This is a genomic window from Aminobacterium sp. MB27-C1 (genome assembly GCF_030908405.1).
GTDB lineage: Bacteria > Synergistota > Synergistia > Synergistales > Aminobacteriaceae > Aminobacterium.
The window spans coordinates 649,929-662,137 of sequence record NZ_CP133089.1 but is presented as its reverse complement, the minus strand read 5'-3'; the positions used below and the strand labels follow the sequence as shown (position 1 = coordinate 662,137).

10 protein-coding genes, 1 tRNA gene and 1 other RNA gene are annotated in these 12,209 nt (G+C 40.7%); 3 read left to right on the top strand and 9 right to left on the bottom strand.

What is annotated here, in order from left to right; translation table 11 throughout:
- Positions 1-499: 499 nt before the first annotated feature.
- The 8 genes from RBH88_RS03180 to RBH88_RS03145 form a co-directional block, all read right to left on the bottom strand.
- The gene (locus RBH88_RS03180) at positions 500-1,621 is read right to left on the bottom strand and encodes a hypothetical protein (RefSeq protein ID WP_307879874.1); all 1,122 of its coding nucleotides are present in this window, start codon (positions 1,619-1,621) and stop codon (positions 500-502) included.
- Between the two features lie 150 nt (positions 1,622-1,771).
- Positions 1,772-2,209 carry a hypothetical protein gene (locus RBH88_RS03175; protein ID WP_307879873.1) on the bottom strand — a complete coding sequence of 146 codons (438 nt, stop codon included), beginning with the start codon at positions 2,207-2,209 and terminating at the stop codon, positions 1,772-1,774.
- A 1,825-nt stretch (positions 2,210-4,034) separates the two neighbouring features.
- On the bottom strand, positions 4,035-4,874 hold the full coding sequence (locus RBH88_RS03170) for a hypothetical protein (protein WP_307879872.1): 840 nt from the start codon (positions 4,872-4,874) through the stop codon (positions 4,035-4,037).
- Positions 4,875-4,953: 79 nt separating this feature from the next.
- The gene (locus tag RBH88_RS03165; protein WP_307879871.1) at positions 4,954-5,748 is read right to left on the bottom strand and encodes a hypothetical protein; all 795 of its coding nucleotides are present in this window, start codon (positions 5,746-5,748) and stop codon (positions 4,954-4,956) included.
- A 392-nt stretch (positions 5,749-6,140) separates the two neighbouring features.
- Positions 6,141-6,492, bottom strand: a transfer-messenger RNA (tmRNA) gene (gene ssrA / locus RBH88_RS03160).
- The gene (gene smpB, locus RBH88_RS03155) at positions 6,493-6,954 is read right to left on the bottom strand and encodes an SsrA-binding protein SmpB (protein WP_213691881.1); all 462 of its coding nucleotides are present in this window, start codon (positions 6,952-6,954) and stop codon (positions 6,493-6,495) included.
- A 123-nt stretch (positions 6,955-7,077) separates the two neighbouring features.
- A tRNA-Pro gene (locus tag RBH88_RS03150) sits at positions 7,078-7,155 on the bottom strand.
- Between the two features lie 42 nt (positions 7,156-7,197).
- On the bottom strand, positions 7,198-7,842 hold the full coding sequence (locus RBH88_RS03145; RefSeq protein ID WP_213691880.1) for a hypothetical protein: 645 nt from the start codon (positions 7,840-7,842) through the stop codon (positions 7,198-7,200).
- A gap of 130 nt (positions 7,843-7,972) precedes the next feature.
- Here RBH88_RS03145 and RBH88_RS03140 point away from each other — a divergent pair, with 130 nt between their 5' ends.
- Together RBH88_RS03140 and RBH88_RS03135 are read left to right on the top strand one after the other, a co-directional pair.
- Positions 7,973-8,524, top strand: coding sequence for an isochorismatase family protein (locus tag RBH88_RS03140; protein WP_213691879.1), 552 nt, complete (start codon positions 7,973-7,975; stop codon positions 8,522-8,524).
- Positions 8,525-8,559: 35 nt separating this feature from the next.
- On the top strand, positions 8,560-9,801 hold the full coding sequence (locus RBH88_RS03135) for an NADP-dependent malic enzyme (RefSeq protein ID WP_213691878.1): 1,242 nt from the start codon (positions 8,560-8,562) through the stop codon (positions 9,799-9,801).
- 122 nt (positions 9,802-9,923) lie between these two features.
- Here the strand turns inward: RBH88_RS03135 and RBH88_RS03130 are convergent, their stop codons facing one another.
- Positions 9,924-10,982 (bottom strand): NAD(P)-dependent alcohol dehydrogenase, encoded by a 1,059-nt coding sequence (locus RBH88_RS03130; RefSeq protein ID WP_213691877.1) that lies wholly within the window; start codon positions 10,980-10,982, stop codon positions 9,924-9,926.
- Positions 10,983-11,308: 326 nt separating this feature from the next.
- Between RBH88_RS03130 and fabG the strand changes: the two genes are divergently transcribed.
- Positions 11,309-12,094, top strand: coding sequence for a 3-oxoacyl-ACP reductase FabG (gene fabG, locus RBH88_RS03125; protein WP_307879870.1), 786 nt, complete (start codon positions 11,309-11,311; stop codon positions 12,092-12,094).
- The last annotated feature ends 115 nt before the right edge of the window (positions 12,095-12,209 follow it).

Here is a 12,209-nt window from a genome sequence, read left to right as displayed (position 1 = left end):
AATGCCTTGGAAACACTTCCCTGCTCTCTTTAACCTTCTAGTACAATCATCTCGATACCTTTCAATTGTTGGCTTGTTAAGTTTTCGTCCAAAACCTCCTCTAACTTGCGTTTCGTTATAACATTCCAGACAAAGGACTGCAAGGTTGTCTTTTCTATTGTTTGGTGGATTTCCATCCAGATGATGGATTTGCACTACCTTACCTTTCTCCCTACATATACAACAAGTTTTATCTGACAAGAATATTATTTCACTTGCAACATCTTCCAGAATTGGAATACTTTCTTTTCCTGAGATACTCCCACCTTTTAAAGAAAGTTTTTATTCATTCCACTTGTAATTACCTGTGAAGCAACTTATACCCTGCCCAAAATGATGAGGTCAAATTCTGTCCCATTTTAAAACAACCTTCCTCGCAAAAAAACGATGCTTAAGTTTTCTTAATTAAAAAGCCGCACTCCGAATTGAATAGCTACGCAAGAGTTGAATTAATACTCTATCAAGACACCATCCAAATCTGAAGGATATACATCAACCAAGAGTCACTTTTAAGGATAATGGCACGAAGCTGCTTATCGGTGAGTTCAATATTCAAATTGTGGACTTGGTTGAAAAATTCCATCAACTTCACAAGCGCTCGAGTGTCTACATCGATAAACTTGGTCAATGGATCATTATTCAGATTCCTGCAGATATACAAGACTTTGGAACGTCTTGTTGGACGCCCATTTTCCAAGTATCCTTGATAGCCGTGTTCCTGGATCCATTGAATAACTCGATCATCCGGTGCTAATTGTCTAAGGAGATGATTCCAAAGCTCTCTTAGTGAACTCAAAATATGTCTTGACCGATCTGGATTATTTCCGTACAAAGCGTCACGTGCCCCTTCGTACGGTAAAACAAGAGATAGATTCACTTGCTGCAAGAGGTCAATACAGTTAGAAGTTTCCTGTTCAATTTCTGAAATTATTGAGATATCAGAATCATCGTCTCTATCATTTGACTTCTTCAAAGGATTTAGTGACTCCAACACGTAGCCTGTTGTGAGTAGTTCTCGCGTCGCTCCAGGAATGATAAATGATGGTTGCTGAATAATTTTAGGAAGGCTTTTCATAGAATCAGCTAAACTACCATAGGAAGTCATCAAATTGGACACATCATGCCCAATATCTACAACTTCTTTGTGAAATCGCATCTGTAATGATTCTAAATCTATACCAGAAAAAATCCTCTCTGCAGCAGCTAACTGATATGAGACATTGCATAACGAAAGTTTTGCAGTGGCTTCAAGTTGAGTAGCAATGCTGCAATGATGGGGCATGATATCTTTAAGCCAAGAGTGATGCACCTTTACTAAGTTATCGAAAATTATATCTTTTGTTCTTACCTGATTGATAAATTCTTGCTTTTGCTGTCCAATTCCGATAATCTCATTTATAAACGCAAAAGAGGGAGATGATGTCAAGACTCGAATAGCTTCTTCTTGAATACAAATTGGCTCCATCACATTTCTCATTTGCTCAACTAAGTTGGTATAGGAAGGCTGATTCAACCTGCTCAAAAATTCCATGTCATCCTGAATCTTCGAAAGAGTAGCTTTAACCATCTTCAAGTCGTTCAATATATAAACCTTCTTTCTCTATTCAACTGATTCTTTGCAGATCCAATTCTCTTTTGGGGCTGGAAAGCAATGATATCAAAATAAAATCAGCACATTATCCGAAATAATTTAGCGAATGGCTTCATTTTGTTATTGTTAACGGATTAAAGTTCACGCTCCTCTTGGCAACTGTACAATATGGGAAGTAGTTTTAATTCTAAGATCTTGAAACATCCGTTGGAGATCTCTAACTGCCTGAGCTTGAGCATTCTGATTTTTATTCTTTGCTTCGATTATTAATACTGATAATTGGCGTCTATTCACCAATAGAGCAATCCCATCGATATTTGCCGCAGTCCAATTAATTACATCTATTTTCCCTAATAAAGTAATGATATACCCTCTAAAGTGTTGAGCTTCAATTGCATCAGCTAATATCTTTAATTGGTGTTTCCTATCTTCATCAAGTGATTTAAAAACCTTAATTTTATTTCGTAATATTTTTGCACTCCTCTTAGCACCTTTATTAATTAAAAAAGCTTCGGCAGAATCATACTTCTTGATATAACCTTCGATAAAACAATCGAATAACTCGTGCAACACTTTCAACAAAATATCTTGTAATAATCGCTCCAGCTGCTTGCTGGACTTCCTTATCTTCAATAAAACTATTTAGTAAAAGAGCAATTGAACGAAAAGGATGACTTATATTTTCATAATTTTTTTAGCATAAAATGAAACTAACATATTTGTGTTTTCCAATGAATTAGTCCGTTCTATGAATATTCCTGCATTTGGGGACGGCAAGAAAAAATTTTTTGCCCTTATTGCAGTTTGTAAGTTCTTTGTTTCGAAAGCTAAACAAATATGTTCTTCTCTTGGATTTTCAGAATAATAATTCTTAATGCCCTTTCGGAGTTCGGAAAGAGAAGTATCTAACCCCGAAAAATACAAATAAAAATACAAATAAAAATACTTAAAGGCAGTATTTTTAAAAGGTGCCGTTTCATTTCGATGATATAGGCGTCTCAAAAATTCAACATGCATAGAAGAAATAAACTTAGAAATACTTAATTCACGTGAAAACCAAACTGAAAGATTCTTCTCCCAGCTTTTGATAACTTAATCCAAAGAAAGATTGAAAGGCACAGAAGAATGTCTTAAATCTAACTACTTAAAACTAAGTAACCTGCACTTTTGAATACCTCGTCCTCGATATCTCTTGGCCTAAAAGGATCAAGATGCCAATCAAAAATTTGATAACATTTTTGTTTTAACTGTTGATCAAAACACAGTCCCGATATTTTTATATAAGAAATAATTTTGTGAAAGCTCATAACATCAAAGTTTTTTAATACCTGATCAAAATACCATTTTAGATTGCGGTGTTGGCAAAATTCTTCGAATGGTCAATAGCTTTATCTTACACATGCAAAAGTACCAGAGACATGACCTATGTTATGCAAAAGGACCAAGGATTGAATGATTTCAGCACGAGATGTCGTGAAAGAGAAAATAACTTATCTCTACGGTGCCGCGATATGTAAAGCTCATGCAATGAACCTATTTGATAAATCTGAGATAACTCTTTTATCAAAACATACCGATTGAGAATATGAAATATGTCTTTCGCTACTCCATAAAGTTGGACAAGAAGGTAGTCAATTCCAGAAAAGAATTTAAATACACACATTAATTATCTCCAATAGATTAGTAAAACATAGTGTGTAATATTTCATTAAGATATTATCATAATTATGAACTCTAATCTTAGGCAACCTTTCTTGAAAATGGATACTCATCCAAATCATTTTGAGAACTCAGGAATAAAAGTCAGCTATAGATTTTTTCGTAGCTACAAAAAAGTAGCCAGACATGCTTGCTATCTGACTACTTTAACCCAATGCTAGTGTAAGCGCGGATAAAAGCTACACCTCTACCGTAAAACCTGCAATCCCTTACAAACACTGGATCCCCTACTTGCCGCAACTTTAAATTTATATCAGTCTTTTATAGCAAAAATCAATATATTTAATATACTAAGAACCGGCCATAAATGGAAATTAGTTTGGAAAATAATTTTTGAGATGAATAACTTCCTAATAATCAAGACTCGCTATTTGTAAGCGCTGTAATTAACTACTATAATTTTTACCACTTTTTGGCAAAAAGAAACAATGGAGCGATGAAAAGAAGCATTGACGGTACGAATATCCCAGCATTACATTCTCTTCCCAAGCATTGTTCGGTAGATTGGAATATTGTTGTTTCAACCTTCATATTTCGAGCAAATCGTCAAGGTCTGGCTCATCTATAATCTTTCCATTGTTCTTTCTGATCTCAGCATACATAAGCTCGGCTGTGTCATTAGCCTTCATATCCTCAGATGCGTCCTTATCAGCAAATGGTTAAGCATTTTTTAGGTGGCAGATCGTCATCTAAGCATGTCAAACCAACTTTGAATAGTTGTTGAAAGGGTGCCTATGGTAGCTGCATTTCGTTTTATCCAACTAAACCCTCTTTGGATTAACGTCTTACGTTTAGAAGGATCTGCACATTTTAGTTCGTCTAATATATTCTCTATTTCATTTCTTTCTTCTTGAGGAACACCTTTTTCTTTTAAAGCACCATGGATGCTTGAATAATCACCGATTTGCACATTTGAAGATGATACATCCCCCAATATGCCTTTAAAGCTTTGAATATTATAAGTCACTGATCCTGCCTTGCTAATTTCTTCGCTTGAAAAGGACATACCATCACCAATAATTCCTTGATTTTCAAGTTCTAAACTCCATTCCAATATTTCATTCCTTACAGCATCCAATATCCCTGCAAGTTGTGACCCGTCAACGATCAAAGTTGGCACCATACCCAATTGGAATTGTTCGCTATGTGAAAAGAGTTTCATTATCCATTCATGAGGTAGAGGAACCTGTAAAACTCCACCTTTGTCTTTTTCAGTTAACAACGACTCAAGTTCTGAAATGGGTTGACCAATATCTCTTTTTGAAATTAATTCACTAACTTCTGAATCTTCTATAATAACTGGTATCCAACCGTTATAAGGATTCCAAGCTTTCACTGAGCCTTTCACTTTCCGGTACGATGGTATTTGGTTTTCAGCATAACCTTTCATCTCAGACTCAATCCATCTTTTAAAATCATCAATTTTGAGTTTCGTCGCAACAACCAAAGCCTTTCTTAAAATATCTGAAAGAAGGCTGTTAGTATTCATTGCTTCTCGTTGAAGCTCTAGAACCAAAGATTTCATTTTATTCACCTTCTGAAACTTAACATTCAAGATAACTGGTGCCTGCCAAAGCGTCCAGTTCACCTCCTTATTAGCTGCATTAAAAAAGTGTTTTCGTCATTTTTCCGACCCCATGAATCAACTCCTCAACTTCGTCATCTGTAGGATCTCTGTCTTTGCTATGATCACAGAGATTTCGTATATCACCAAGCCTTTGAATATTCCTCCACTCTGGCGTATCAATGACTCCACCGTTCTTCAAGCCATCATTGAAATCACTTATGGTTGGGTTTTTCTTGCGTGTTTTGAGTGCATGATTCGCAAAGACTTGCCCAAGATGCTTTTCGAGCACAACACCTGCAACAGCGCCAGCACCACGATGAAATCCTTTCTTAGATAGTTCTGTCGCAGCAGCAAGCTCGGAATCGAACAGATCTGCCTGTACCAATTGGCGAATGTCAAATAGAGAGCTGTGGAATCTTGATTCTACGGACTTGAGGATGGCGATTTGCTGTCGCAGATGAGGAATGGCTGACTCAGGACCGCACTTCTTTTCGCCAAATCCGGTTCTTATTACCAATCCCTGTAGGCAATCCTCAATCCGATAATTTTCAAAGGAAATATCCTTCCGGCTTTTTGGTTTCTCGTAATGACGACGGAAATCATCTAGTCGATCTGGAAGCAATTGCCGTATCAAGGCCGTAGCTTCAGAGTACCAAGATTGATATTCTTCTTTGAAAGAAGGTAGTTTTTCTATGATTTTATCTGCCATATCCCCAGCCTGTTCAGTAAACTGATCGGGATACGATTCATACTGAATGGCCAAGAAAAGGAGATCAGCACGGCTTACAAGCTTCTTGAGGTCAGTTTTATATTTTTCAATGTTTGTTGTCACCAACAACGCTCCTTTCATCCAACAAGTTATTAGTTCGTTCCTTTATGTCTCATTTACGATGTCACTGATCATAACCTTTCTCTACCAAACAATTCCATCGTACACAATTAAATATACCATAAAAGCATATTATTAAGAAAAAACTTGAAATTATTCCTACGGATATCATAGTTAATATAAGGTAATTGTGAAAAGAGATATCACCTACGATCAAGTTGCCGAAGGCGATTTTAGATAAATTCAACGATTTTACATTTAGGTTTTGGATACTGATGCCTATCATTTTCTGGAACTCTACTGGAAATGTTCAAATTTCTGTCCGTTTTCAAACAACAAAAAATCCGCTGTTGCAAGGTTTTTCGTACTACCTTGAACAACAGCGGATCTCTATCTGGTGGAGGCGGGGGGAATTGAACCCCCGTCCGACAAGGGCCAGCCGTGGAAGCTCTACGAGTGTAGTTCCTGATTTAATCTCGGATGCAGACTCCCAGGAACAGGATTCTGCGCTCCCAAGCCCCTTTATCTTTCTCGCAGAACCAGAGGCACTCTCTACGAGGCATTCACCTTATTATGACGTCATTCAGCAGACCGGTGACTGATCTACTGAAGACGTGGCTGAACTAAGCAGCCAATGCGTAATTATTATTATTGACGTTTATTGTTGTTCCGCCGTTTAGCGAGGTTGCGGAGTCCTCGACCCGCTCTTCCAGACCCTCCATCTTGCCGTCGAAACCTGTCGCCCCCTTAATCTCTATCGTCACGTCGTAAGGCTCTGGCCATAGATCTTTTCGCATCTCGTTCAGCTATAGCATCTCGCTTATCATGTTCGGCCTTACCTTTAGCCAACGCTAACTCAATTTTTGCATGTTTGCCGTTTTTAATGTAGATAGAAAGGGGCACAAGTGTTAAGCCTTTTTCTCGAATCTTACTATTTAAACGCAACAACTCAATTTTATGAATTAACAGTTTTCTGTCTCGTTCGGGTTCATGATTATAATAGCTACCTTTTTCATAGGGGGAAATGTGCATACCTATCAACCAAAGTTCTCTATCACGGATAAGTGCAAAGCTATCTTTCAAGTTAACTCTGCCGTCACGTACAGACTTTATTTCGGTTCCAGTGAGAACAATGCCGCACTCAAAAGTCTCAAGAATAAAGTAATCGTGTTTTGCTTTTCTATTTACCGCAACTCGATCTATGGCCACTCTACTTCCCTCCACTGCTGATTCTAGCAAAATAGTCAGCAATAGTCAATAATAGTCAATTTGAAATTTTACCTCTCCATACAAAAAAATCCCGGCTATAAAAGCCAGGATTATTCTTCTATATGGTCGGGGCGAGAGGATTCGAACCTCCGACCTCCTGGTCCCGAACCAGGCGCGCTTACCAGACTGCGCTACGCCCCGAACGGCGAGATTGTATCACGCCCGTAAAAGGTCGTCAAACCCCTAATGAGCTCTGTCGTCATCTCCCGAAGAACTATTTCCGTTCGACGTTTCCTGAGACCCTTTACGCAAATTCCGCCAATTCAGTCGTCCACCGGGACGCGTCGCATCTCCTACAGGAATCTCTGTCCAGCCCCAAGGAGTTATCATTATGAACCGGAAAACAATTCCCTGATTAAAGAGTGTTCGAATATGAGCCGAATACCGCAAAAGATCCGAAATCATGTAACTGTCGCTCATGAGCCAGACCCGCTGACATACGTCTCTTCCGAAGAGAGAGGCGTAATCTATAGCCATACGAACGCCATCCTCAAACTGCGCTGGGCCAAGAGCCAAAACAATGGCATCATCATGACCCGTCGGTTTGTGAAGCGAAGGAATTACATCCGCACACTGCTCCGCCCACTCGATTCGCGAAAACAAATTATCCATATCCACTTCAAAGGGTTCTTCCAGATATGGCATGAGTATATCTTTTTCGTTTTCTGTCATTTCTTCCCCAGATAGAATATCTTCCATCCAGGTCTGCACATCGGTAATAAATTTTAATATATAGTTCGGATACCCCTTGCCCGACATTGCAACAAGAACATCTCGCACAGTCCATTGATTAAGATTTTTTTCATCTTCGCCGTTAGGCATAGTCATTCATGTACCTCCAAAAGTGCTCTTTGCATGTTATTGAGGAACAGCATAACATAAAGTGTGTTAGATTACACGAGTTATATTACAATAAACTTTGACAATCAAAAGAATCTTTTTTTCAAGGAGGAAAAATATGAGTTCTTTAAAATTATCCTGTGAGAATACGCAGTTTCTCATGATCGATATTCAGGAACGCCTTCTCCCGGCAATAGATCACTCCGAAAATGTGAAAGCAAACGCCTTTAGACTTCTGGAAGGAGCGCGCACTCTCCATATTCCTGTAACATATACTGAACAATATCCCAAGGGCTTGGGCCCCACTGACTCTCTCTTATTAGAAAAACTTGAAGGAATAGACTCTTTTCAGAAAACAACTTTCTCATGTTGTGACGAAGAAGGGTTCATCAACGTTCTGAAAGATAAAAAACGAAGTAATATAGTTGTGTGGGGAATTGAATCTCATATCTGTGTACTTGCCACAATTATGGATATACTCAGCCACGACTTCACCGTCTGGCTTGCCGCCGACGCCAGTGGAAGCCGCAATACTCGAAATCATGATCTCGCACTACAGGCCATGTCACAGATGGGCGTCATCGTGGTTCCCACAGAAACAATTCTGTACCAGCTTATGAAGAGAGCGGGAACGCCTGAATTCAAAACGTTGCTACCTCTTTTTAAATAAAAATCGAAAAGGGTTCTTTTCAAGGGGGGATTCTTGTGACTATTGATCGACAAAAAGCTTTAGAGCTCCACCGCAGAGCTCGCGGAAAAGTAAAAATGTATCCTACAATCAATATACGAAACGAAGAAGATCTGGCCATGGCTTACGTTCAGGGAAGCGCCTTCGCCGCCGAAGAGATTCAAGAAGATCCAGACAGAAGTTATGAGTACACCGGACGAGCAAATCGTCTGGCCGTTATCAGTGACGGAACAGCCGTTCTCGGCATGGGAAATATAGGACCCCGCGCAGCCCTTCCCGTTATGGAGGGGAAATGCCTTCTCTTCAAAAATTTCGGCGATGTAAGCGCCATTCCAGTATGCCTGGAAGCTCAAAACGCTCAGGAAATCATTGAGACAGCGAAACACCTGGCCCCCTCATTCGGAGCTATCAATATTGAAGACATATCGAGTCCCAACACCTTCGACATTGTCAAAGCATTACAAGCCATAGAGGTTCCCGTTTTTTCAGATGACCAGCAAGGAAGCGCAGCCGTCGTTCTCGCCGCTCTCAAAAATGCCCTTACCGTCGTAGACAAGAAACTGACCGAGACAAAGATTGTTATTCATGGCGCAGGAGCCGCAGGAATCGCCGTTGCAGACCTTTTCCTCCACTTAGGTGTAAAGAATATCGTCCTGCTCAATAGCAAGGGCATTCTCGGCCCAGACAACCCTTCTATGAACCACGTGCAGCAAAGCATGTCTGAACGGGTGAATCCAGAAAACCTCAAAGGGAACCTGAAAGAAGCCATCGACGGGGCAGACGTCTATATCGGCCTTTCGTCGAGAGGAACCCTGCCTTCGGAATACATAAAGAGAATGAATGACTCTCCCATCATTTTCGCACTTTCAATGCCCACACCAGAAATTTCAGCCGAGGAAGCTCAGGCCGCAGGCGCACGAATTGTAGCCATGGGCCTTAGCACCGGGAAAAACCCCATCCCCAACCTTCACATATATCCGGGACTTGTACGAGGACTTCTCGATGTACGAGCCACAGGTCTGAACAAAAACGTTATTATTGCAGCCGCCAATGCCGTAGCGGGAGTGGTCGATAAGCGGAGAATGAATGAGCACCACATTATGCCCGACCTTTTCTCTGACGAAACGGCACCATCTGTAGCAGAAGCCGTAGCTCAGGCCGCCATCGTTGAAGGTCTGGCAAGACGCTCAGTACCGCCGAAGAAGATTTACGACGATACGTGGCAGCGACTCTTCGGAGGATATTTGCTCCGCACCTAGTGAGCATAGTGAACACAAAAAGGGCCTTTCCCGGATGCATTTTCTGAAAGCAGTCGCGAGAAAGGCCCTTCTTCATGAAGCGTTGCATATAGATGTTACATAACAATAAGATAGATATTGTGCTATTCGAGAATCACTACAGGTTTAATCAGATCTCTTGGCTTATCTTTCATAAGCAATAAGGCTTCTTCCATCTTGTCAAAGGTCTTAAATTCATGAGTAACCAATTTTGACGGATCCAGGCGACCATACTTCACAAGGCTCGCTAAACGCTCCATACGTACTCTACCGCCAGGGCAAAGTCCGCCGCGAATAGTCTTGTGAGCCATGCCGCACCCCCATTCAAGACGGGGAATTAGCAAATCTTCACCTTCGCCATAATAGTTGACATTAGAGATAACCGACCCGGGTTTGGCCATCTTCACACCCTTTTTGATCATATCAATGCCAGGTGCAGCGATAATAACTCTGTCTACACCCTCACCGCCGGTAAGTTCCATAACCTGATCTACAATTTCTCCATCTTTGTAATTAATAATGTCAGTAGCACCGTAAGCTTTGGCAACTTCAACGCACTTGGGGCGGCTTCCAACAGCAAAGAGACGCCCAGCGCCAGCCAAAGCAGAACCGGCTACAGCCATGAGTCCCACAGGTCCAATACCAATAACGGCCACACTCATACCGAAACCAACTTCAGCCAACTCTACGCCGTGAAACCCTGTAGTAACCATATCGGTGAGCATGACTGCTGATTTCGTCGACACTCCATCTGGTATAAGAGCCAAATTCATATCAGCATCGTTAACGTGAAAATACTCAGCGAAAACTCCATCTTTAAAGTTTGAAAACTTCCATCCGGCTAAAAGACCATTGGAATGCTGAGGAAAACCGCGCTGCACAGCAAGTGACGCCCAGTCGGGGGTAATAGCGGGAACAATAACTCTGTCTCCAGGTTTAAAATCTTTAACTTCTGACCCTACTTCTTCAACTACTCCGACAGCTTCATGACCAAGGATCATATCTTTTCTGTCGCCGATGGCTCCCTCAAATACTGTATGGATATCTGAAGTACAAGGTGAAACAGCCAGTGGAGAAACTATTGCATCGCAAGGTCCTGCCACAGGTTTTGCCTTCTCGATCCAACCTGTTTTCCCGATTCCTAACATTGCAAATCCCTTCATGATACACTCCTCCTCTACAGATAAGGTCTGTCGTAAAAGAAACACTAATCCGCTTTTTGCTTTGTGATTTTTTTAGCTTTATTGCCTTGTAGTTATTATATAATAAAAATGTATAAAATTTGATAAAAAAACATATTCTACTATACGCAATATTCCGAATCAATATGGCCAGACTATCTGCTTTTTGGGAAAACGGCTGTTTTTCTCTCTTTTCCTGAAAAATATAATCTTAGTTTTTTGTTTTGTTTTTTCCTGCTATTTACAGTCGAAACTGTGTTATACTTTTGTGAATAAATTATCAAAATCACAGAAAGGGAGAGATTTTTGTGAAGCGCCTTCTCGAAGAAAAATACGCCATTGTCACCGGAGCTAGCAAAGGAATTGGAAAAGGGATCGCAAAAACTTTCTTAGATCATGGAGCAACTGTCGTTATAACAGGTCGAACAGAAAAAGACCTCAAGGCCGCTGTGGAAGAACTCTCTGCCCACGGACCTATCTCTTATATTGTCGCTGACGTCAGTAAGGCTGACGAAATCAAGACCATGATCAGCACTTTCATTGAAAGACACGGACGATTAGACATACTTTGCAGCAACGCCGGCATTTTTCCCATGTCTCTCATCGAAAATATGTCAGAAGAAGAGTGGGACTATATCAATACGGTTAACGTAAAAGGTATGTTCTTAGCCGTAAAAGAATGTATTCCTCTCATGAAAAAACAGGGAGGCGGCAATATTGTCATTACCTCCTCCATTACTGGTCCCATTACAGGTTTCACCGGCTGGAGCCACTATGGAGCCACGAAGGCGGCACAGCTGGGTTTCATGAGATCTGCTGCCATTGAATTAGCTCGCTACGGTATCAGAATTAACGCCGTTCAGCCAGGCAATATTGCAACTGAAGGGCTTCTCAGCATGGGGGAAGACTACGCCAACACAATGAAGAAGTCTATTCCTCTCGGCACGTTGGGAGAACCTGAAGATATAGGAAACGCTATGGCATTCTTAGCTTCAGATCTTGCTAAATTTATTACAGGTCAGACAATCGTAGTGGATGGTGGTCAGATTCTTCCTGAATCGTCTGACGCCATGGAAGTACCAATTGAAGAATAACACGACAAAGACACATCCCTAAAAAATTACTATCCGTAAGGCAAGAAGCCCCCTGAAATCAAATTCAGGGGGCTTCAAATATATGGTTATCACGTAAAAACTTTTTATGCAGCGT

Bases quoted from the DNA above. Each gene is read 5' to 3' on its own strand.
- RBH88_RS03170 (WP_307879872.1), bottom strand. From the start codon at position 4,874: ATGAAATCTTTGGTTCTAGAGCTTCAACGAGAAGCAATGAATACTAAC.
- RBH88_RS03145 (WP_213691880.1), bottom strand. From the start codon at position 7,842: ATGACTATGCCTAACGGCGAAGATGAAAAAAATCTTAATCAATGGACT.
- RBH88_RS03140 (WP_213691879.1), top strand. From the start codon at position 7,973: ATGAGTTCTTTAAAATTATCCTGTGAGAATACGCAGTTTCTCATGATC.
- RBH88_RS03130 (WP_213691877.1), bottom strand. From the start codon at position 10,982: ATGAAGGGATTTGCAATGTTAGGAATCGGGAAAACAGGTTGGATCGAG.